Source organism: Leifsonia xyli subsp. cynodontis (assembly GCF_050632205.1).
GTDB classification, from domain to species: domain Bacteria; phylum Actinomycetota; class Actinomycetes; order Actinomycetales; family Microbacteriaceae; genus Leifsonia; species Leifsonia xyli_D.
Genome location: NZ_CP192578.1, coordinates 308,077 through 328,866, shown reverse-complemented (window position 1 = coordinate 328,866; position 20,790 = coordinate 308,077). Strand labels below are relative to the sequence as shown.

Sequence of the window (20,790 nt, the reverse complement as noted above, 5' to 3'; positions counted from 1 at the left end):
CTCAGCCCTCGAAGAAGGCCGCCGCGGCCCGCGCCCGGTACGCCACGTCGTCGAGGTCGTCGCCGCTCACGGTCACATGGCCGACCTTGCGACCCGGGCGGGGCTCCTTGCCGTAGCCGTGGAACTTGGCCTCGGGATGCGCGGCGAGCGCCGCCGGGTACCGGTCCTGCAGGGTGCCCTCGGCGGGGCCGCCCAGGATGTTGATCATCACCGACCAGTCGGCGCGCGGCTCCGTGGAGCCAAGCGGCAGATCCATCACGGCACGCAGGTGCTGCTCGAACTGGCCGGTGACCGCGCCCTCGATCGACCAGTGGCCGCTGTTGTGCGGCCGCATGGCGAGCTCGTTGATGAGGACCCGGCCATCCGTCGTCTCGAACATCTCGACCGCGAGCACACCGGTCACCCCGAGGCCCTCCGCCACGTGGCGCGCGATGTCCTCCGCCGCCTGCGCCACGCGCCCCGCAGCGCCGGGTGCGGGCGCAAGAACCTCGGCGCACACGCCGTCGCGCTGAACCGTCTCCACCACCGGCCAGGCCGCGATCTCACCGGACGGACGCCGGGCCACCAGCTGGGCGAGCTCGCGCCGGAAGGGCACCAGCTCCTCCACGAGCAGTGCGCCGCCGCGGCCGTCCTCCGCGAGGGCGGCGAACCAGTCGTCGGCTCCGCTCGCGTCGGACACCACCCGCACGCCCTTGCCGTCGTAGCCGCCGCGCGCCGTCTTCACGACCGCCCGCCCGCCGTGGTCGGCGAGGAAGTCACCGAGCTCGTCGGCCGACTCGACGGCGGCCCAGTCCGGCACCGGGAGCCCGAGCTCCGTCAGCTTCGCCCGCATGTGCAGCTTGTCCTGGGCGTAGAGCAGGGCGTCCGGGCCCGGGTGCACGGGGATGCCGCGCGACACCAGCTCGTTCAGGATGGCCTGGGGCACGTGCTCGTGGTCGAACGTGATCACATCAACCGTGTCGGCGAACGCGAGCACCGTGTCCAGATCGCGGTAGTCGCCGACGCCCGTCGCGGCGATGTCGGCGCTCATGCCGGCGGCCTCCTCCAGCACGCGGATCTCGATGCCCAGTTCGATAGCCGGCGGGATCATCATCCGGGCCAGCTGACCTCCGCCGATCACTCCGACGATCTGACTAGCCATGGCCCATCCACCTCTCTGATACTTTTCATGCTGGTCGGGGGAACTCACAGGTACCGGAAACCTCGCCCGCGTACTGTGACGAACAGTGACCATCTTCCCGCATCTCCAGGCAGGGGCATGACGACCGACACCCGCACACCGGCGCAGAAGGCGCGACTGCTCCCGCAGCTGATCAAGTTCGGCGCTGTCGGAGCGGTCGGCTTCGCGGTCAACCTGGTCGTCTTCAACGCGATGCTGCTCATCGTGCTGCGCGGCGTCCCGCACGCGACGATCTACTCGACGGTGATCGCGACGGTCATCGCCATCCTCACCAACTGGATCGGCAACCGGTACTGGGCGTTCTCGGGCCAGCGCCAGCACAACGCCGCACGCGAAGGGGTCGAGTTCTTCGCGGTGAGCCTCGCCACGGGGACGGGCATCCCCCTCGTCTGCATCTGGGTGTCGCATTACCTGCTCGGCATGCAGAGCCCCGTGGCCGACAACATCTCCGCGAACATCGTCGGGCTGGCCGTGGGGATGCTGTTCCGCTTCGCGTTCTATCGCTGGTGGGTGTTCTCGCCTGAGCGCGCTGCGGCTGGTGCGAGCCGCGCCACCGCCCGCGCCGAGTTCTCCTCCGCGACCCACGTTCCCGCGCGCCCTCTGCGCGAGAAGGCCCCGATCACCGGTTCGACGCTAGCGAGCGCCCCAGACCGTGGTCTCGTCGGTGACTGACTCCGACTGCTGACGCCGCACGGCGACGACCGTCTGCGAGTGGTCCATCAGCTCGGAGAGCGCGCGCTGGACCTGATCGGCCTTCGGCACGTCCTTCAGCACGACCGGATGCTCCAGCCCGGAGTTGATCAGCACATCCCCTGACCGGAAGATGCTCTGCAGCCAGGTGCGCCGCACGCTCACGTCGTAACCGCGGCTGTGCAGCAGCTCCTGCCGCACCCGCACGAAGAAGCCGTGCCGGATGATGAGCCGCCGCGAGGTGATCGTGTACCGGCGGCTCAGCCACGCGGCGAGCGGAAGCAGGAAGAGCAGCAGCACCACGGCGGCGGCCGCCGACCACAGCAGCACGATCTCCCACACCTCGTCGAGCCGGCCGGCGAAGTAGCCGACCGCGCCGGCGGCAGCGATCAGCACGAGGCTCGGCCAGAAGAGCCGTCGGGCGTTGGTCCGCAGCCGGGCGATGATGCGCTCGGGCGGCTGGGCGGGCTGCGCTGGGGTCCCGTCCGGGGTGCTGCTCATGCTCAATTAATACCGCAGGTGGGTCACGTCGCCTGCTGCGACCGCGGTGCGGCCCGCATCCGACTCCACGATCAGCCGTCCGTCGTCGTCGATGCCGACCGCCGTGCCGAGCAGATCGCCGCCGGACGGCAGCTGGACGCGCACCGGGCGACCGATGGTGTGGCACGCCTCCACCACCTCGTCGCGCAGTGCGCTGCGGACGGGGTCGCCACCGGCGGTCAGGAAGTCGCGGTACAGCTTCGTCAGCTGGATGAGATACGCCGAGAGCACGCCGTCCGGGTCGACGCCCTCGGCCCCGGCGAGCGCGAGCGAGGTGGAGGTGTCGGTGGGCAGTTCCTCCCGCGTCTGGCTCAGATTCACGCCGGCGCCGACGACGAGCCCCGACATCCCGGGGAGCAGCTCCGCGAGGATGCCGCACACCTTGTCTCCGTCGATCAGGACGTCATTGGGCCACTTCACCTCCACCCCGCCGGGCACGAGCGGACCGAGCGCGCGGCTCATCGCCAGGCCGGCGAGGAGCGGGAACCAGCCCAGCGCCGCCGGCGGGAGGCCGACGGGCTTCAGCAGCACCGAGATCGCGAGCGATGTCCCGGGCGGCGTGACCCACGCACGACCGAGCCGCCCGCGGCCGCCGGTCTGGTTGTCGGTGACCAGCACCGCGAGGTCGGGCAGGTCGCCGGACCGGGCGCGCAGGACGTCGTTGGTCGAGCCCGCCTCGGGCAGGACCTCGAGAACGGGGACGATGGATCGGCTGCGTCGGAACTCCACGCGCCCAGTCTCTCGCACTGGGGCTCTCCCTCAGTGCGAGCGGGCGGATTTGTAGGGTTTCGTCAACGGCACGCCCATTCGACTGGCCGGTAGAGTGAACGGCGTGACCGACACCGAACCACGTCAGACCGAACAGCTCCCCGACCTGACCACCACCGCCGGCAAGCTCGCCGACCTGAAGGAACGGTTCCACGAGGCCGTCACCGCGAGCGGTCAGGCCGCGATCGAGAAGCAGCACGCGAAGGGCAAGCTGACCGCCCGGGAGCGCATCGAGCTGCTGCTCGACCACGGGTCCTTCGTCGAGCTCGACGAGTTCGTGCGTCACCGGACGCACGCGTTCGGCATGGAGGCCAAGCGCCCGTACGGTGACGCGGTCGTCACCGGCGTCGGCACCATCCACGGGCGCAACGTCGCCGTGTTCAGCCAGGACTTCACCATCTTCGGCGGCTCGCTCGGCGAGGTCGCGGGCGAGAAGATCATCAAGGTCATGGATCACGCACTGAAGACCGGTGTGCCGATGATCGGCATCCTCGACTCGGGCGGCGCGCGCATCCAGGAGGGTGTGGTCGCGCTCGGCAAGTACGGCGAGATCTTCCGCCGCAACACCGCCGCCTCTGGCGTCATCCCGCAGATCTCCATCGTCATGGGCCCGGCGGCAGGCGGCGCGGTGTACTCCCCCGCCCTCACCGACTTCGTCATCATGGTCGACAAGTCGAGCCACATGTTCGTCACCGGACCGGACGTCATCAAGACCGTCACCGGTGAGGACGTCGGCTTCGAGGAGCTCGGCGGCGCCCTCACGCACAACAAGGTCTCCGGCGTCTCGCACTACCTGGCCAGCGACGAGGAGGACGCGCTCGACTACGCGCGCACCCTGCTCAGCTACCTGCCGCAGAACAACCTCGCCGAGCTGCCAACGTTCCAGTCGGAGCCCGAGCTCGAGATCACGGACGCGGACCGCCGCCTGAACACCATCATCCCGGACTCGCCGAACCAGCCGTACGACGTCAAGACGATCATCGAAGGCGTCGTCGACGACGGCGAGTTCCTCGAGGTCCAGCCCCTCTTCGCCCCGAACATCGTCATCGGCTTCGCCCGCGTGGAGGGACGCTCGGTCGGCATCGTCGCCAACCAGCCCAGCGCCATGGCGGGGACGCTCAACATCGACGCGGGCGAGAAGGCGTCGCGGTTCGTCCGCTTCTGCGACGCGTTCGGCATCCCGATCCTGACCCTGGTGGACGTGCCCGGCTACCTGCCCGGCACCGACCAGGAGTGGACGGGCGTCATCCGCCGCGGCGCGAAGCTGCTGTACGCGTACGCGGAGGCGACCGTGCCGCTCGTCACGATCATCACCCGAAAGGCATACGGCGGCGCGTACATCGTCATGGGCTCCAAGCAGCTCGGCGCGGACATCAACCTTGCCTGGCCGACCGCGGAGATCGCCGTCATGGGCGGTCAGGGCGCGGTGAACATCCTGTACCGCGGTGAGATCAAGCGCGCGGAGGAGGCCGGCGAGGATGTGGCGGCCGTCCGCACGAAGCTCGCGAACGAGTACACGTACAACGTGGCCAGCCCGTTCCTCGCGGCCGAGCGCGGCGAGCTCGACGGCGTGATCGAGCCGGCGGCGACCCGCGTCTCCGTCATCAAGGCGCTGCGCGCCCTGCGGACCAAGCGGGCCTCGCTGCCGCCGAAGAAGCACGGGAACATCCCGCTGTGAGCGGCGCGCACGCGGCGTCGGCCGGCGAGTCGCCGCTCGACCCCTCGCAGCTCCGGTTCCTCACGCGCGGCGTCACGGCGGAGGAGGTCGCGGCGGTGACCGCCGTGCTGGCGGCCGCCGCGGCCGAGCAGGCCGCCGCGGCCAAGGAGGCGCGGGCCGAGCGCGGTCCGGATGCGTGGGCGCGCACGCAGCGCGCGCTCCGCTCGGAGCTCCGCCCGGGGAACGGCGCCTGGCGCTCGTTCTCGGGCTGAATCGGGGTCCGGGTGCCCCGCTGGAGTGCCGGTGTACCCCGATCGGGGACTCCTTCGAGTCCGGGGCGCCAGACAACTCCTGGATGCGCCTCGAACGGGGGTCGTGAATCGTCCCCCAACTGTCCTCCAAAATGACGACTATGTATTTTCCGAGGGCCACACCACTATAGATATTGCTAGGTGTCTCTCCTCGTGAGTCACACCGCCAATCACTCGCCCACTAGGGTAAGCAGGCGAGTGCTTTGGGGGCGAGTCAGGGCGATATTCGGGTTGTCGCCCTGACTCGGGGTTTAGAAAAGGGGCCGACAATTCGGGTGTCGGCCCCTTTCTCCTCGTTAAGGGGCGGTGTCGGCCTGGTAAGTCCGATTTGGCACAAATCGACCTTCTGGGCACGCCATAAACGCGATTTGGCACAAATCGACCTTCGGGGCACGCCATGACCGCGATTTGGCACAAATCGCCACCAGAGAACGGCAGTGAGCGGCGCAGCGGTGTCAGGCCACCGGGCGCGGGATCTCCAGCCACAGGTCGACCTCGTCGTCCTCCGACTCCGCTCCCAGCGCGTTCGCCGCACCGTCGTCCGACATGCGGAGTCCGACGACGGTGACCGCCGTCTTGGACGAGCGGGGCACGGTCCGCACGATCAGCTTGTCGGTCGTCGTGCCGCGGATCGCCTCGGCGAGACGCCGCAGCACCGCCTCCAGACCCCGCTGGTCGAGGTCGTCGATGCCGCCCTCATCCAGGAGGCTGACCACCACGCCGCGGCGGCGCGCATCCATCACCTCACGGCGGACATCGTCGTTGAGCAGGCGCCGGCCGCGGATCTCGTCCCGGATCGCGCCCTCCAGGTAGCGGCACTCCCGCCGCTCCGCCTCTGTCAGATCGCCGCCGCGGCGCACGATCTCGGCCAGCATCGGAGCGGCCACCCGGTAGGTCTGGCGGAGCCGCAGCTGGCGCTCCATGACGTGCGCCTCCTGCGCGGCCTGCCACTCGGTGGCCTCCCGCTCCGCTCGGGCGAACTGCAGGGCGTCGCGACCGGCCTTCGCCAGCGAGCCGGAGATCACCACGGCGACACCGACCCAGACGACGGAACCGATCACGCCGAGACCCGCGAGGGCGCCGAGACCGGCCCAGACGACCGTCTGCACCGCCAGGAAGGCGACCCCGGCCCACGCGACCGCCTGCTGCCGGCGCACCGCGCAGATGGTCATGAGCGTACCGACCGCGGCGACGTACCAGGTCGCGTAGCCGTTGTCCTTCGACGGATCCAGCTGGCTCGTCACGAGGATGGGGATGACGACGCAGACGGCCAGGTCGAAGGCCGCCAGCCACAACGGCATCTTCGTCGGGCTGGTCGGCCACAGGCTGATGACCGTCGCCACGCCGTACAGCACCATGGCGACGATCGCCGGGGTGGGGGACCGCGGCGTCGACAGCGACGACAGGGCGAGGAAGAGGTGATACGCCGAGAACAGCGCCCCGAGGCTGAGGAAGAGGAGGCGGTTGAGGGTGATCACTCGGACGTCTCCCGTCCCGGCACCGCGACGGACTCGTGGAGGGCGGCGGAGGCCGCGGCGCTGAGCGTCTGCTGCTCGGCCGCCGGCCACACGATGGTCACGGTGGTCCCGGCGCCCGGCTCGGATTCGATGCGCGCCCGGCCGCCGACCTTGGCGAGACGATCGCGGATGCTGATCCGCAGTCCCAGCCGCTCGGCCGGGACCTCGGACTCGGTGAACCCGCGCCCGTCATCGCGGACGACGACCTCGACCGTCGAGCCCGGTCCCCCGCCCCGGAGCGAGACGCTGCGGTGCACCTCGGGACCGCCGGCGTGCTGCATGCTGTTCACCATCGCCTGCACGGTGGCCGAGTACACGGCCTCCGCCACGTTGACGGGAAGGGTGTGCAGCTCCACATCGCGCACCGCCACCTCGAACGGCGAGGAGAATGCGTTCGCGGCGGTCACCAGTCGCTCGGTGAGGCGGTCGAGGCCGACCGAGGACTGGTCCTCGGGGGCGGCCGCCTCGGCGGCGTGCAGGTGGCCGATCGCGTCGGCGGCCATGGAGGCCGCCAGGTCCTTCTGCTCGGGCGTTCGGGCGGATGCTGCGGAGAGGAGCGTGGTGAGCACGCTGTCGTGCACGATGGCGTCGACCTGCACGCGCTCTACCTCGGTCGCGTGCTGCCGGACCGCGTTGGCGTAGCGGGCGAGGGCCTGGCTCTGGGCCGTGTCCACCGCGCTCGACGCCTGGCGCATCATGGCGATGATGGCGAGGATGACGCCGCCCAGGATCATCGCGTAGACCGTGTCGAAGGCGGCAAGTTCGAATCCGGCTCCGCCGCCTGCCGGCAGCGCCCGGACGATTCCGTAGGCGATCGGCGCTATGAAGGTGTACGCGATCGCCAGCCAGAGAGGATAGGCGACCGCGGCGAAGGCCGTGAAGACGGAGCAGAGGAACCAGACCCACGGCTTGTCGGATGCGAAGGCGGACGGGTCGTCGACGAGCAAGGGCCAGGTGACGATGGCGGCGAGGTAGACGACGGAGAGGACGCCCATCGCGATCTTCACGCCGCGCTGGATGACCGCGAGGATCACCGTCAGCGCCAGACCGCCGAAGACGGCGATCATCCAGACCGCACCCCAGGGCTCACGCAGAGCGCCCAACTGGGCGAGCGCGGTCGGGAGCGTCTGCAGCCCGAAGACGAGGCCGAAGGCCGAGACCGTCCGGTCCGAGATGCGCTCGATACGAGCGCGGCTGAGGGGTTTCGGGGTTTGACGGACTCCAGTGGGAGCCCCGGGCGCACCCCGCTAGGAACGCTCATTGCCCGTCTCGGGATCCAGCCCGGGGAGGATGCCGTCCTCGACCGCCCGCCGGAGCAGGTCCACCTTCGTCGGGGCCGGTCGCCCGACCTCCACGTACTTGACCCGGATGCGGTCCAGGTACTCGCGCGCAGTCGAGTTGGCGATGCCGAGCTGCGCGGCCACGGCCTTGAGCGGAAGACCGGAGGCGTACAGGTGCAGCACGTCGCGCTCCCGCCGGCCGAGCTGCGCCTTGGCGAAGTCGCTGTCGGCGTCGATCGCGGTCGCCCACTCGAGGTTGTTGAGCACCTCGCCCCGGGCGACGGTCGCGATCGCGCTGATCACGGTCGTCGTGGGCGAGGACTTCGGGATGACGCCGGCGGCTCCCGCCGCGAGCGCCTCACGCACGCTGGCCACCCGGTCCGCGATGCTGTGCACCAGGACGGCGGCGCCGGTCGCCTGCGCCCGCTTGACGTTGTCGGTGACCTTCGACCCGTCGCCGAGCGACAGGTCGAGCACGACGACATCGCACTCCTGGGAGCCCAGCTGGGCGACGAAGTCGTCCACCGTGGGTGCGGTCAGCAGCACCTCGTACCCCGCGTCCTGACAGGCCGCCTTCAGCCCCAGGCGCACCGACTCGTGATCGTCGACGATTGCCACCCGCACCATGTTGACCATCGTAGGGGGTGAATGCATTCGACCGTGCCCTGCGGTCAGCGCGTCAGCGTGGCGACGGCCTCGACGTGGTGCGTGTTCGGGAACAGGTCGAAGGCGCGCATCCCCCGCAATTCGTAGCCGTGACCCGCGAAGAAGGCCAGGTCGCGCGCCAGGGCGACCGGGTCGCACGCGACGTAGACGACCTGGGCCGGCGCCAGCGAGCCGAGCGCGTCGACGACGTCCCGGCCGGCTCCGGAGCGCGGCGGGTCGAGCACGACGGTGGCCGCACGCAGACGAGCGCGCTCGGCGGCGGAGGCATCGGCGGCGATGCGGGTGACGTACCGCTCGACGCGGTCGGTGAGAGCGGACGCGCCCACCCAGTCGGCCAGATTCTCGGCGGCATCGTCCGTGGCCGTCTCGCTGCTCTCGACGGAGGTGATCCGCAGCGTGGAGCCGAAGCGGTCGCCGAGCGCCGCGGCGAGGAGCCCGACCCCGCCGTACAGGTCGAGGTTCGCGGCGCGCGGGTCGAACAGCGCCTCGTCGACCGCGGACTGGACCGCCTCCGTGAGGGTCTGCGCCGCCCCGCGATGCACCTGCCAGAAGCCGCGCGCATCGAGGCGGAATTCCCGCTCGCCGACCCGCTCCCGGATGGGGACCGGGCGCCGCCGGGGCCGGGCCGCGCGCTTCCCGGAACGCACAGGGGCGTCGTTCACGAGGACGTGCGATGCACCGAGTCCGGTGGCCACGACGTCCACGGACTCGGCGCCGGGGAAGCTCTGGCCGAACGGCGCCGCCTCCTGCACCGCCGCGGTCGCCAGCGGCAGGTCGCTCACGGGGATGACCGTGTGCGACCGCGCCGCATACGGACCCAGCCGCCCGCGGTCGTCGACCTGCAGCCGGACGCGCGTGCGCCATCCCGTGCCGTCCGAAGTCTCCCCGGGCACCGCCTCGACGATGACCGGACCGCCGTCGACGCCCGCCGCGGCGATCACGTCCGGGGGAGTTTCGCCGTGCGCTGCAGCGCATCCTCGATCACCCGGCGCTTCAACTCGCGCTGGTGCTCCAGGCGGATGTGGCCGAACTCCGCACCGCCCGCCCGCTCGGCCGGAGGCCGCTCGACGGAGGCGGCACCCCAGACGTGCGGCTGCCGCTCGGGAGACGCCTCGAGCACCTCCACGACCTCGCCGCGCCAGAACCGCTCGTGGCTCGTGTCGCCGATCCGCGCGCGGACGCGCTCGCCCGGCATCGTGTCGGGCACGAAGACGACGCGCCCCTCGTGGCGGGCGACGAAGACCCCTCCGTGGGCGACGTTGGTAATGTCGAGCTCGACCTCGTGTCTCGCGAGGCGTCCCTCATCGTTCTGGGGCATCCTTCGAGCATCCCATAGGTGACCATGCGCCTCTACCTCGCCTCCACCTCCCCCGCGCGGCTCGCCCTGCTGCGGGCGGCCGGCATCGAACCTGTCGTCGTGCCCTCCTACGTCGACGAGCCGGCCGCCGTCGCCGCCGCGGAAGCGGAGCACGGGCCGCTGGACGCGCCCGCCATGGTCCAGCTGCTGGCCCGCAGGAAGGCGGAGGCAGTGCGCGGCACCCTGGATGGGGAGCCGATCGACGGCCTCATCCTCGGCGGGGACTCGGCCTTCGCGATCGGGGGCGCCATCCACGGCAAGCCGCACCTGCCGGAGGTCGCTCGCGACCGCTGGCGTCAGCAGCGCGGGAAGACCGGTGTCCTCCACTCCGGCCACTGGCTCATCGACCACCGCGACGGTCGCGAGAGCGCCGCCGCCGGCGCGGTCGCCGCCGCCTCCGTCACCTTCGCGGACCTCACCGACGCCGAGATCGAGGCGTATGTCGGCAGCGGCGAACCCCTCGAGGTGGCCGGCGCGTTCACGATCGACAGCCTCGGCGGCCCGTTCATCACCCGCGTCGAGGGCGACCCGAGCACCGTGGTGGGCCTCTCCCTCTCGACGCTCCGCGGGCTCGTGCTCGAACTGGGCGTGGAGTGGACGTCCCTCTGGAATCGCGTCGCCTGAACCAGGCCGTTGTAGGCTCCAGGAGTTTGCGGTCGGCCATTTTTGTGGGGATCGACCAAATGTCGTTCGATATCGAGCAATAGGCTAGGGAACTGTGCCACGTATCACCAAGGTTTTGATCGCCAACCGCGGGGAGATCGCCGTCCGCGTCATCCGAGCGGCGAAGGACAGCGGTATCGCGTCCGTCGCGGTGTACGCGGACCAGGATCGCGACGCCCTCCACGTCCGCCTCGCAGATGAGGCGTACGCGCTGGACGGCTCGACGAGCGCGGACACGTACCTCGTCATCGACAAGCTCCTCTCGGTCGCTCGGCGATCGGGCGCCGACGCGGTGCACCCGGGCTATGGGTTCCTCGCCGAGAACGCCGACTTCGCGCGCGCGGTGATCGCGGCCGGCCTCACCTGGATCGGGCCGTCTCCCGACGCGATCGAGCGGCTCGGCGACAAGGTCTCTGCGCGGCACGTGGCCGAGAAGGTCGGCGCCCCGCTGGCTCCCGGCACCCTGAACCCCGTCGCGGACGCGGCCGAGGTGCTCGATTTCGTCGACGTCTACGGGCTGCCCGTCGCGATCAAGGCGGCGTTCGGCGGAGGCGGCCGCGGCCTCAAGGTGGCCCGCACGCGTGAGGAGGTCGGCGAGCTCTTCGAGTCGGCGACCCGTGAGGCGATCGCGGCGTTCGGCCGGGGAGAGTGCTTCGTCGAGAAGTACCTCGACCAGCCGCGCCACGTCGAGACCCAGTGCCTCGCCGACGCCTACGGCAATGTCGTCGTCGTCTCCACGCGCGACTGCTCTCTGCAGCGCCGGCACCAGAAGCTGGTCGAGGAGGCGCCCGCGCCCTTCCTCACCCCCGAGCAGACCGAGAAGCTGTACTCGTCCTCCAAGGCCATCCTCAAGGAGGTCGGCTACCAGGGTGCCGGCACCTGCGAGTTCCTCATCGGCAAGGACGGCACCGTGTCGTTCCTCGAAGTGAACACCCGCCTGCAGGTCGAGCACCCGGTGTCGGAGGAAGTGACCGGGATCGACCTCGTGCGCGAGCAGTTCCGCCTCGCCGAGGGCGGCGAGCTGGACTACGACGACCCGGCGCCCCGTGGGCACTCCTTCGAGTTCCGCATCAACGGCGAGGACGCGGGTCGCGGATTCATCCCGTCGCCCGGTCCCGTCCACGTCTTCAAGGCGGCGGGCGGCCCCGGCGTCCGCGTCGACAGCGGCATCCAGGCGGGCGACGTCATCAGCGGCGCCTTCGACTCGATGCTCGCGAAGCTCATCGTCACCGGCTCGAGCCGCGAGGAGGCGCTGGAGCGCTCCCGTCGCGCGCTGGACGAGTTCGAGGTCGCGGGTCTTCCGACCGTGCTTCCGTTCCACCGCGCGATCGTGCGCGACCCCGCCTTCGCCCCGCAGGACGGGGAGCCGTTCTCGGTGTATACGCGCTGGATCGAGACCGAGTGGGTCAACGAGATCGAGCCCTGGTCCGGTGAGCTGGGCGAGCAGACTGCCGCGGAGCGCCGGAGCAACGTCGTGGTGGAGGTCGAAGGCAAGCGGATCGAGGTCTCCTTGCCGGCGAGGCTCCTCAGCGGCGGCGCCGGCGAGCCCGCCGCTTCCCCGGCCCCGCGTCGTCGCGGCGGTGCGCACTCTGTCGACACGGCCACGGGGGATTCCGTGACCGCGCCGATGCAGGCCACGGTCGTCAAGGTCGCGGTTGCCGACGGCGACCCGGTCGTCAAGGGCGACCTCGTGCTGGTGCTCGAGGCGATGAAGATGGAGCAGCCGCTGACCGCCCACAAGGACGGCACGGTCTCCGGGATCAACGCCTCCGTCGGCGAGACGGTGTCGTCGGGACACCTGCTGCTCAACATCGTCTGACTCCGGCTCAGACCGCGAGGGCGACATGTCGCTCCTCTCTGTCGAGCATCGCGAGGGCCGCTTCGACCGTGGCCACCGCGTCGGCGGGCGCGTCGAGCACCTGCCGGGCGGTGAGGCGCAGCGATCGCGCGCCACGGAGTGCAAGCGCGGTGTCGCGCGCGCGATCACGCTCGAACGATTCCCTGTCGCTGTGGAACGCGAAACCGTCGACCTCGACGAAGAGGACCCCGTCGACCCGGAGATCCACCAGCCCGACGCCGTGCACGTGCACCTGCTGCTCGATGACGTGACCGCGGGCGGCGAGGCGTTGTCGGAGGATCGACTCCACGCCCGAGTCGGATCCAGGGTGCGCGCGTGCCGCCAGGGTGCGGGAGCGCTGCGGCTCTCCGGTGAAGAGCTGCCGCAACCGCGGGAGCGATGCTTGTCCTGAAGAGATCGCCGTGTCGAGCACCGCCACCGCCGTCTCGGGGTCGGCGCATCGGGCCACCGTCCGCAGGCAGTCGGCCAACGACACGCGGCAGATCTCTGGGTGGCTCTCGCACGGGCGCCAGTGCCGGACCACGTCCGTCTCGCCGCCGGCGGATCTGCCCGAGTGCGGTGGCACGAGCACGTGAAGTCGCCGATCCGTTCCCGCCCACAGACCATAGCTCTCGGCGGCGGACACGCACGACAGGCGGCCGCCGACGCGGACAGCGGAGCGCACCGGCTCCGGCGCTCCGGCGGACACATAGCGGCCTTTTCGTGGTCGGAGCAGCGCGCCCCGCGCGACGGCCGCTGTCAGCTCGTGCTCCGTCGCACCCGCATCGAGGAGCTGTCTCGTGGATGCCGCGCCGCCGAGACGGTGGAGGTGTCGTGCCCAGGTCATGCGATCATCCTCTCCGTCGCGCGGATGTCGTGGGGCTGCTGCCCGAAATCTGTGGAGAGCTCGTGGTACCGGACGGATGGGGACGATTCACCGATGCCGGGGACGGAGGAAGTTCGACGGCGACACGCCGGGAAACGCGGGAAGCGGAGGAGGGAGCGGCAAGGCCGGGCGGGGACCTCCTCCGTTACCGGCGGGAGCGGATGCGCGGCGGAAACGGAGGAGACCGGCAGCCGACACTCCGGCGCAGGCGGGAAAGGGAGGAGATCGCACCCGTCCCGGCGCCGGCCTCCTCCGCCGCGCGACCCCGTCAGCCGGTGGCCTCAGCGGGGTTGCCCTCGAGGTCGATGCTGATCTCGTCCGCATCGAGGTTGCTGAGGGCGCCGACGAGGACATCCGCGCTGAAGGTGCCGTCGTCGCGCGCGTCGAGCAGCGCCTCGCGCTGGGCCCGGATGCGGGCGAGACGGGCGGCTTTGTGAGCGGCGAAGGCCTCGGGAGTACGGTCGGTGGTCGCGGGAAGAGGAACGGACGCGCCGGCCTCATACAGCATCTCCATGAGGCGACGGCGTTCGTCGCGTTCGGCTTGCGGGTCGGCAGCTGCCGGCTTCACCAGCCGCAGCACGAGACCGAGCGTCCCGCCCTGCAGCAGGAGCGAGCCCGCCGCCACCAGGAAGGCGATGAGGACCAGGACGGAGCGGCCCGGGGTCGTGGTGGGCAGCGATTGCGCCGCCGCCACGGTGACGGCCCCGCGCATCCCGGCCCACACGACGATCGCGCCCTCCCGCCAGCCGAGGGGCGCGCCGGTGAAGTACTCGATGTCCGCGAGGAGCCGGCGCAGGCGCGTGCCGAAGCGGGCGATGTTCTCGACGGTCGGGACGCCGCGGCGGGACAGACGGCGCCGTCGGCGCTCGGCCCGCTTGGCCGAAATCGGCCGCCCGCCCGGGGACCGCGGGTCGTGGAATACGGAATCGGGCAGCCGAGGAGCGCTCACTGCGACGTCGCTCGCGGCGTCGGCGGGAGCATCCACCGCCGCACCTCCGCCAGCAGCACCGCCCGTACCCCCGGCGCCCGGCGCAAGCGCTCGCCCCTCCGCCGGCGCCGCCCGTTCGGCGATCCCCCGTCGTACCGCCTCCGGATCGGACAGGTGCTGCTGCAGCTGCTCCAGCCGCGGCCGCATGCGCTGTCCCCGGCGATGGCGCCGCGCGAGCAGCGCGAGCAGGGGCGCGACGAATCCCGCCCGGACCAGGATCGTGAGCAGAAGCGCGCCGGCGGCGATGGCCGCGGCGGGCGCCACACCCGCGTGGTCCTCCTGCACCTTCTGCAGGATGCCGAACAGCTCCAGCCCCATGGTGAGGAAGATCATCCCCTCGAGGATCAGCTCGACCGTGCGCCAGTTCTGCGCGTCCGAGAGCCGGTGCTCGGGCGAGAGCAGCCTCGGCGCGCGGCTGCCGGTGACGAGGCCCGCGACGACCGCCGCGACCAGACCGGAGGCGCCGAGCGCCTCTGCCGGGATGGACGCGAGGAACGGGACGGTGAAGGAGATGACCGTGTTGACGGTCGCATCCTTCACCCGCTTCCGCACCCGCAGGTTCGCCCATCCGACGACCCCGCCGAATACGACGGCGATCACCACCGAGTAGAAGAACGAGAGCGTCACGGCGCCGACGGTGAAGGAAGCGGCGGCCGCCGCGATCGCGGCCCTGAGCAGCACGAGCGCGGTGGCGTCGTTGAGGAGGCTCTCCCCTTCGAGGATGGCGACCACGCGCGGTGAGACGCCCGCCCGCTTGACGATCCCGGTCGCGACGGCATCGGTCGGGCTCACGATCGCGCCCAGGGCGATGCCCCAGCCGAGGCCGAGCCCGGGGATCGCCCAAGCGAAGAAGAGTCCGAGCAGCACCGAGCTGAGGATCACGAGGACCACGGACAGGCCGCCGATCGCTCCGAACTCACGCCGGAAGTTCATCGCCGGCATGGAGACCGACGCCGAGTACAGCAGGGGCGGCAGAACGCCCGCGATGATCCACTCCGGCTCGATGACGACCGCCGGCACGAACGGGAGCAGGCTGACGAGGATGCCGACCACCACGAGGATGAGCGGCGATGCGACGCCGAACTTCGGCCCGATCGTCGTCGCGGCCGCGATCGTCAAAACGGCGAGGACGCCGATGACGAGCGCGATCTCCATCCCCCGGCCTTCCTGTCAGACGACGATGTGCATGGCGCGCGCAGCGTCGGTGATCGAGCCGGAGAGGGACGGGTACACCGTGAAGGCGCGCGCCACCTGGTCGACCGTCAGGCGCTGCTCCACGGCGAGCGCCAGCGGGAAGATGAGTTCGGAGGCGCGCGGTGCGACGATCACGCCGCCGATCACTGTGCCGGACCCCGTCCGTGCGAAGAGCTTGACGAAGCCGTCGCGGATGCCCAGCATCTTGGCGCGGGGGTTCGACTTGAGCGGCAGCTTGTAGATGTCGCCCTGCGCGATGCCCTCCTCGATCTGCTTCTGGCTCCAGCCGACCGTGGCGATCTCGGGCTGGGTGAAGATGTTCGACGTGACGTTGCGCAGCTCGATCGGGTTCACGGCGTCGCCCATCGCGTGGAAGACCGCCGTGCGGCCCTGCATCGAGGCGACCGAGGCGAGCGGCAGCGAGTCGGAGCAGTCGCCGGCCGCGTAGATGTTCGGGATGGACGTGCGTGCGACCCGGTTGACCCGGATGTTGCCGTTCTTGGTGACCTGGACGCCGGCCTCCTCGAGCCCGATCCCGTCGGTGTTCGGCACCGAGCCGACCGCCATCAGACAGTGCGACCCCTCGACCGTGCGCCCGTCGGTGAGTGTCGCGACCACTCCGTTCTCGGTGCGGACGACCGACTCGGCACGCGACTTCGACAGCACCTGCATGCCGTTGCGACGGAAGACGTTCTCGATCACGCCGGCCGCGTCGGCGTCCTCGCCCGGCAGCACCTGGTCGCGCGACGAGATGAGCGTGACCTTCGAGCCGAGCGCGGTGTACGCCGAGGCGAACTCCGCGCCCGTGACGCCGGAGCCGACCACGATGAGGTGCGACGGGACGGACTGCAGGTCGTAGAGCTGCGTCCAGGTGAGGATGCGCTCCCCGTCGGGCACCGCGGACGGCAGGACGCGCGGGCTGGCGCCGACGGCGATGACGAGCGTGTCGGCCTCCACCCGGTCGAAGTCGGTGCCCGAATCGCCCTTCGCGGTGGAGACGATGATCGCGCCGGCGCCGTCGAGCCGGCCCTCGCCGTTCACGATGCGCACGCCCGATCGGACGAGCTCGGCCCGCATGTCCTCCGACTGCTGCCGTGCGAGGCCGATCAGGCGCTTGTTCACCGCCGCGAGGTTGACGGCGACCTCGGGCCGGACCGGCTTGCCGGTCTCGCCGCGCGAGAAGAACTGCACGCCGAGGTCGGTCGCCTCGCCGATGGAGTTGGTGGCCTCTGCGGTGGCGATGAGGCTCTTGGAGGGCACCACATCGGTGATGACGGCCGAGCCGCCGACTCCCGAACGCTCGACCAGCGTCACGTCCGCACCCAGCTGCGCACCCGCGAGCGCCGCCTCGTAACCGCCCGGACCGCCGCCGAGCACCGCGATGCGCTGTTTGCGCTCGAATTCATACGCCATGCCCCCATTCTTCCGTATGGGGTGCACCGATGCGCATCCACCCCCGGACCTGTGGAAAGCGGGCGGCTCAGTAGAGTTGTGAGCATGTCGGATACCATCACCAACCCCCTCGACGATCTGACCGTCGACCCGTTCGAGGTCGCTCGCGAGGCCGCCGCGCAGCTCGCCGAGAAGACGGGCGTTGAACGCCACGACATCGCCCTGACCCTCGGGAGCGGCTGGGGGAAGGCGGCGGATCTCATCGGAGAGACCGTCGCGACGATCCCGGCCACCGAGATCGTCGGCTTCAGCAAGCCGGCCCTCGAAGGGCACGTCGGCACGCTCCGCTCGGTCCGCATCGCGAACGGCAAGCACGCCCTCGTCATCGGTGCGCGCACCCACTACTACGAGGGCCACGGCGTGCGCCGCGTCGTCCACAGCGTCCGCACCGCCGCGGCCGCCGGCGCGACCACCATGGTGCTCACCAACGGCGCCGGTGGCATCAAGGAGCACTGGAAGCCGGGGACGCCCGTCCTCATCAGCGACCACATCAACCTGACCGCAGACTCCCCGCTCGAAGGCGCGACCTTCATCGACCTCACGGACCTGTACTCGAAGCGTCTGCGCGACCTCGCTCACACGATCGAGCCGTCGCTCGACGAGGGCGTCTACACGCAGTTCCGCGGCCCTCACTACGAGACGCCGGCCGAGGTGCAGATGGCGAAGGCGGTCGGCGGCCACATCGTCGGCATGTCGACCGCCCTCGAGGCGATCGCCGCCCGCCAGGCCGGGATGGAGATCCTCGGCATGTCGCTGATCACCAATCTCGCGGCCGGCATCCAGAAGACCCCGCTCAGCCACCAGGAGGTCATCGAGGCGGGGCGGGCCGCCGAGCCCGTGATCAGCGCGCTGCTCGCACAGATCGTGGAGGCGCTGTGAGCGCCGCGAAGGACACTCCGCAGCTGCTCGAGGAGGCGCGCGCCTGGCTTGCACAGGACCCTGACCCCGAGACACGGGACGAACTGCAGTCGCTCGTGGGCGCCGCCGAGTCCGGCGCGTCCGAGGCCGTGGCCGACCTGCACTCGCGGTTCGACGAGCGTCTCGCCTTCGGCACCGCCGGCCTGCGCGGCGCCATCGCCGCCGGACCCAACCGCATGAACCGTGTGCTCGTCGCCCAGGCGGCGGCCGGGTTCGCCCGCTGGCTGCTCGAGCACGCCGAGGGTGCGACGCCATCCGTGGTGATCGGGTACGACGGCCGCAAGAACTCCGACGTCTTCGCCCGCGACACCGCCGAGCTCATGGCGGGAGCCGGCGTGCGCGCCATCCTGCTCCCCGGCTCCTGCCGACGCCGGTTCTGGCGTTCGCCGTGCGGCACCTGGATGCGAGTGCGGGCGTCATGGTGACGGCCAGCCACAACCCGCCGAACGACAACGGCTACAAGGTGTATCTCGGCGGCGAGAACCACGGCTCGCAGATCGTCTCGCCGGTCGACGCGGAGATCGCCGCGCACATCCTCGACGTCGCCCAGGGCAGCGTCGCGGAGCTGCCGCGCTCCGACCGCTACCAGGTCGCCTCCGACGACGTCGAGCAGGCGTACATCGAAGCCACGGTGGCGGTGGCCGCAACCGAGGCCCCGCGCGATGCGGTGTCCTTCGTCTACACGGCCATGCACGGCGTCGGCTGGCGGACCGCGCGCGAGGCGTTCTCGCGCGCCGGGTTCGCCGCCCCGACGCCCGTCACGGCGCAGATCGATCCGGATCCGGCTTTCCCGACCGTCGCCTTCCCGAACCCCGAGGAGCCCGGCGCGATGGACCTGTCGTTCGCCGCCGCCCGCGAGGCCGGGGCGGACCTCGTCATCGCCAACGACCCGGATGCCGACCGTCTGGCCGTCGCCATCCCCGACCCGTCGAGCGCCGACGGCTTCCGCCGGCTCTCCGGCAACGAGGTCGGCGCGCTGCTCGGCTGGCGCGCGGCCGAGCTCGCGGTCGCGCGGGAGGACGGGCGCGGCTCCCTCGGGACGCTGGCCTGCTCCATCGTCTCCTCCCCCGCCCTCGCCGCTGTGGCGCATGCGTACCGGCTGGATTTCGCCGACACCCTCACCGGCTTCAAGTGGGTCTCGCGCGCGCCCGGCCTCGTCTACGGCTACGAGGAGGCGCTCGGTTACCTCGTTAACCCGGAGACGGTCCGGGACAAGGACGGCATCTCGGCCGCCGTCGCCTTCCTCGACCTGGCGAACGGCCTCGCCGCGGAGGGCGTCACGATCGCTCAGCGCCTGGATCAGTTCGCGGAGAGGTTCGGGTACTTCGCGAGCGACCAGATCTCACTGCGCGTCACCGACCTCTCGCGCATCGGCGAGATCATGGCCGCGCTGCGGGCCACGCCGCCGAGTCACCTAGGCGACGTGAAGGTGTCGCAGATCGACGACCTGAGCGACGGGTTCGGCGGGCTGCCCCCGAGCGACGTGCTGCGCATCCTGCTCGAAGACGGATCGCGCGTCATGGTGCGCCCGAGCGGCACGGAGCCGAAGCTCAAGATCTACATCGACGCCTCGAGCGACGAGGGCACCGTCGAGGAGCGACGGACGACGGCGACCGCCCGGGTGGCAGCCCTGGGCGAGGCGATGCGGGTGCTCACGGCCTGAGCACCCGGCCGCCCGGTCAGGCGGTCACCGGCCGCGGCGCTCGCGCCAGGTACCCGAGGAGGAACACCGCGAGTGCCGCGACGGTGACGACCGCGCCCGCGAGCGGGACCGCCATCGCGCCGCCTGCCGACAGCGCCAGCGTGCCGATCGGCGGAGCGATCGCGATCCCGACGTACATCGAGGTCGAGTACCACGACAGGGCGAGAGCGGAGCTCTGCGGGTCGACGTGCACCAGCCGGTGCTGCACGGGGATGGCCAGCGCGAACGCCGCGACGCCCCACAGCGCGAAGACCACGATGGTGGCGGCGAACGACGCCTCGGCGAAGGCCAGCACGACGAGCGTCAGCGCCTGCGCCGCGAGGGCGATCGCTGCAACCGGGCGGCTGCCCAGCCGGTCGGTGAGAGGCCCGGCGATCGCGTTCCCCGCGATGCCCGCCACACCGTAGGCGAGGAGCAGCACGGCGAGCAGCGTCCCCGATCCACCCGTGGAGGGGCGGGTGACGGCAGCCGAGAAGATGTACACGATGTTGAATCCGGCGATCATGAGCAGGGTGGTCCCCAGCGGGGCGACGATGCGGAGGTCGGCCAGGGGTGCGAGCCGCCGGCGCAGCGACACCGCGGGCGGCACGGGCACCCCGCGCACGACCAGCGGGATGGCGATCACGAGCGCGGCGGCGATGCCCACGATGCACCACAGGGCGAACCGCCAGCCCGCGAGACCGCCGAGCGCTGTGCCGAGCGGCGAGCCGACGGCGGTCGCCAGGGTGAACCCGGCGCCCACGATGGCCAGCGCCTGCCCGCGCTTCTCCGGCTTGGCCAGGGATGCTGCGGCAGCGGTCGCGGTCGGGACGAGGGCCGCGCCGCCGAGGCCGGAGAACGTGCGGCCGGCGATGAACAGGGTCAGGTCGGGGGCGAGGGCGGAGACTGCGGTGCCGAGGGCGAAGACGCCGAGGCCGGCGGCCATGAGAGCAGCGCGGGGAACGCGCGGGAGGAGGATGGACACCGCCGGGGCCGCCACCGCCACGACCAGCGAGTAGCTGGTGATCGACCAGCTGACATCGGTCGCGGTGGCGCCGAGGCCGGCCGCCACCTGCGGGAGCAGCCCCGCGATCACGAAGGCGTTCGTGCCGACGACGAACAGCGCCAGGGCCAGCACGATCAGCGCAGGGAGCGTCCTGCGGTACGATAGTTCGACGAACGTCATACAGTCAGAGTACGACTAT

Annotated in this window: 16 protein-coding genes and 2 pseudogenes; 7 read left to right on the top strand and 11 right to left on the bottom strand. The window is 71.1% G+C overall.

Annotated elements, in window-relative coordinates; translation table 11 throughout:
- Window position 1 precedes the first annotated feature (1 nt).
- A complete protein-coding gene (locus ACQ86M_RS01620) occupies window positions 2-1,141 on the bottom strand; it encodes a 5-(carboxyamino)imidazole ribonucleotide synthase (RefSeq protein WP_431246814.1) in 1,140 nt (379 codons plus the stop codon).
- A 117-nt stretch (window positions 1,142-1,258) separates the two neighbouring features.
- Here ACQ86M_RS01620 and ACQ86M_RS01615 point away from each other — a divergent pair, with 117 nt between their 5' ends.
- On the top strand, window positions 1,259-1,852 hold the full coding sequence (locus ACQ86M_RS01615; protein WP_431246813.1) for a GtrA family protein: 594 nt from the start codon (window positions 1,259-1,261) through the stop codon (window positions 1,850-1,852).
- Here ACQ86M_RS01615 and ACQ86M_RS01610 read toward each other — a convergent pair.
- Both ACQ86M_RS01610 and ACQ86M_RS01605 read right to left on the bottom strand, forming a co-directional pair.
- A complete protein-coding gene (locus tag ACQ86M_RS01610) occupies window positions 1,814-2,371 on the bottom strand; it encodes a PH domain-containing protein (RefSeq protein WP_431220428.1) in 558 nt (185 codons plus the stop codon). The two genes, ACQ86M_RS01615 and ACQ86M_RS01610, sit on opposite strands and share 39 nt — an antisense overlap.
- Before the next feature lie 6 nt (window positions 2,372-2,377).
- The gene (locus ACQ86M_RS01605) at window positions 2,378-3,139 is read right to left on the bottom strand and encodes a biotin--[acetyl-CoA-carboxylase] ligase (RefSeq protein WP_431246812.1); all 762 of its coding nucleotides are present in this window, start codon (window positions 3,137-3,139) and stop codon (window positions 2,378-2,380) included.
- Between the two features lie 94 nt (window positions 3,140-3,233).
- Here ACQ86M_RS01605 and ACQ86M_RS01600 point away from each other — a divergent pair, with 94 nt between their 5' ends.
- On the top strand, window positions 3,234-4,856 hold the full coding sequence (locus tag ACQ86M_RS01600) for an acyl-CoA carboxylase subunit beta (protein WP_431246811.1): 1,623 nt from the start codon (window positions 3,234-3,236) through the stop codon (window positions 4,854-4,856).
- The gene (locus ACQ86M_RS01595; RefSeq protein WP_431246810.1) at window positions 4,853-5,107 is read left to right on the top strand and encodes an acyl-CoA carboxylase epsilon subunit; all 255 of its coding nucleotides are present in this window, start codon (window positions 4,853-4,855) and stop codon (window positions 5,105-5,107) included. The genes ACQ86M_RS01600 and ACQ86M_RS01595 overlap by 4 nt, the downstream gene beginning before the upstream one ends.
- A 494-nt stretch (window positions 5,108-5,601) precedes the next feature.
- Here the strand turns inward: ACQ86M_RS01595 and ACQ86M_RS01590 are convergent, their stop codons facing one another.
- The 4 genes and pseudogenes from ACQ86M_RS01590 to ACQ86M_RS01575 form a co-directional block, all read right to left on the bottom strand.
- Window positions 5,602-6,624, bottom strand: a complete 1,023-nt coding sequence (locus ACQ86M_RS01590) for a hypothetical protein (protein ID WP_431220425.1) — start codon at window positions 6,622-6,624, stop codon at window positions 5,602-5,604.
- Window positions 6,621-7,730: an ATP-binding protein gene (locus ACQ86M_RS01585; RefSeq protein WP_431246809.1), complete on the bottom strand. Its 1,110-nt coding sequence runs from the start codon at window positions 7,728-7,730 to the stop codon at window positions 6,621-6,623. The genes ACQ86M_RS01590 and ACQ86M_RS01585 overlap by 4 nt, the downstream gene beginning before the upstream one ends.
- Before the next feature lie 180 nt (window positions 7,731-7,910).
- Window positions 7,911-8,570, bottom strand: coding sequence for a response regulator transcription factor (locus ACQ86M_RS01580; RefSeq protein ID WP_431220423.1), 660 nt, complete (start codon window positions 8,568-8,570; stop codon window positions 7,911-7,913).
- A 44-nt stretch (window positions 8,571-8,614) separates the two neighbouring features.
- A pseudogene (locus tag ACQ86M_RS01575) lies at window positions 8,615-9,927 on the bottom strand (class I SAM-dependent RNA methyltransferase).
- A 24-nt stretch (window positions 9,928-9,951) separates the two neighbouring features.
- On the opposite strand from ACQ86M_RS01575, the gene ACQ86M_RS01570 reads away from it, so the two are divergent.
- Both ACQ86M_RS01570 and ACQ86M_RS01565 read left to right on the top strand, forming a co-directional pair.
- On the top strand, window positions 9,952-10,590 hold the full coding sequence (locus tag ACQ86M_RS01570; RefSeq protein WP_431221398.1) for a Maf family protein: 639 nt from the start codon (window positions 9,952-9,954) through the stop codon (window positions 10,588-10,590).
- Window positions 10,591-10,684: 94 nt separating this feature from the next.
- On the top strand, window positions 10,685-12,448 hold the full coding sequence (locus ACQ86M_RS01565) for an acetyl/propionyl/methylcrotonyl-CoA carboxylase subunit alpha (protein WP_431246808.1): 1,764 nt from the start codon (window positions 10,685-10,687) through the stop codon (window positions 12,446-12,448).
- A gap of 7 nt (window positions 12,449-12,455) precedes the next feature.
- Here the strand turns inward: ACQ86M_RS01565 and ACQ86M_RS01560 are convergent, their stop codons facing one another.
- From ACQ86M_RS01560 to ACQ86M_RS01550, 3 genes are all read right to left on the bottom strand, one after another.
- The gene (locus ACQ86M_RS01560; protein ID WP_431246807.1) at window positions 12,456-13,313 is read right to left on the bottom strand and encodes a hypothetical protein; all 858 of its coding nucleotides are present in this window, start codon (window positions 13,311-13,313) and stop codon (window positions 12,456-12,458) included.
- Window positions 13,314-13,620: 307 nt separating this feature from the next.
- A complete protein-coding gene (locus ACQ86M_RS01555; protein ID WP_431246806.1) occupies window positions 13,621-15,495 on the bottom strand; it encodes a cation:proton antiporter in 1,875 nt (624 codons plus the stop codon).
- A gap of 15 nt (window positions 15,496-15,510) precedes the next feature.
- Window positions 15,511-16,947, bottom strand: a complete 1,437-nt coding sequence (locus ACQ86M_RS01550; protein WP_431220420.1) for an NAD(P)H-quinone dehydrogenase — start codon at window positions 16,945-16,947, stop codon at window positions 15,511-15,513.
- A gap of 84 nt (window positions 16,948-17,031) precedes the next feature.
- On the opposite strand from ACQ86M_RS01550, the gene ACQ86M_RS01545 reads away from it, so the two are divergent.
- Both ACQ86M_RS01545 and ACQ86M_RS01540 read left to right on the top strand, forming a co-directional pair.
- Complete coding sequence (locus ACQ86M_RS01545; protein ID WP_431220419.1) at window positions 17,032-17,865, top strand: purine-nucleoside phosphorylase; 834 nt, start codon at window positions 17,032-17,034, stop codon at window positions 17,863-17,865.
- Window positions 17,862-19,567: pseudogene (locus ACQ86M_RS01540) on the top strand (phospho-sugar mutase). Before ACQ86M_RS01545 ends, ACQ86M_RS01540 begins: the two are co-directional and overlap by 4 nt.
- A gap of 16 nt (window positions 19,568-19,583) precedes the next feature.
- Here ACQ86M_RS01540 and ACQ86M_RS01535 read toward each other — a convergent pair.
- Window positions 19,584-20,771: an MFS transporter gene (locus tag ACQ86M_RS01535; protein ID WP_431220417.1), complete on the bottom strand. Its 1,188-nt coding sequence runs from the start codon at window positions 20,769-20,771 to the stop codon at window positions 19,584-19,586.
- Between the last annotated feature and the right edge of the window lie 19 nt (window positions 20,772-20,790).

Excerpts from the sequence above, each read along its gene's own strand:
- ACQ86M_RS01610 (WP_431220428.1), bottom strand. The coding sequence starts at position 2,371 with ATGAGCAGCACCCCGGACGGGACCCCAGCGCAGCCCGCCCAGCCGCCC.
- ACQ86M_RS01545 (WP_431220419.1), top strand. The coding sequence starts at position 17,032 with ATGTCGGATACCATCACCAACCCCCTCGACGATCTGACCGTCGACCCG.
- ACQ86M_RS01585 (WP_431246809.1), bottom strand. The coding sequence starts at position 7,730 with ATGATCGCCGTCTTCGGCGGTCTGGCGCTGACGGTGATCCTCGCGGTC.
- ACQ86M_RS01535 (WP_431220417.1), bottom strand. The coding sequence starts at position 20,771 with ATGACGTTCGTCGAACTATCGTACCGCAGGACGCTCCCTGCGCTGATC.
- ACQ86M_RS01560 (WP_431246807.1), bottom strand. The coding sequence starts at position 13,313 with ATGACCTGGGCACGACACCTCCACCGTCTCGGCGGCGCGGCATCCACG.
- ACQ86M_RS01580 (WP_431220423.1), bottom strand. The coding sequence starts at position 8,570 with ATGGTGCGGGTGGCAATCGTCGACGATCACGAGTCGGTGCGCCTGGGG.
- ACQ86M_RS01550 (WP_431220420.1), bottom strand. The coding sequence starts at position 16,947 with ATGGCGTATGAATTCGAGCGCAAACAGCGCATCGCGGTGCTCGGCGGC.
- ACQ86M_RS01620 (WP_431246814.1), bottom strand. The coding sequence starts at position 1,141 with ATGGCTAGTCAGATCGTCGGAGTGATCGGCGGAGGTCAGCTGGCCCGG.
- ACQ86M_RS01555 (WP_431246806.1), bottom strand. The coding sequence starts at position 15,495 with ATGGAGATCGCGCTCGTCATCGGCGTCCTCGCCGTTTTGACGATCGCG.
- ACQ86M_RS01570 (WP_431221398.1), top strand. The coding sequence starts at position 9,952 with ATGCGCCTCTACCTCGCCTCCACCTCCCCCGCGCGGCTCGCCCTGCTG.
- ACQ86M_RS01615 (WP_431246813.1), top strand. The coding sequence starts at position 1,259 with ATGACGACCGACACCCGCACACCGGCGCAGAAGGCGCGACTGCTCCCG.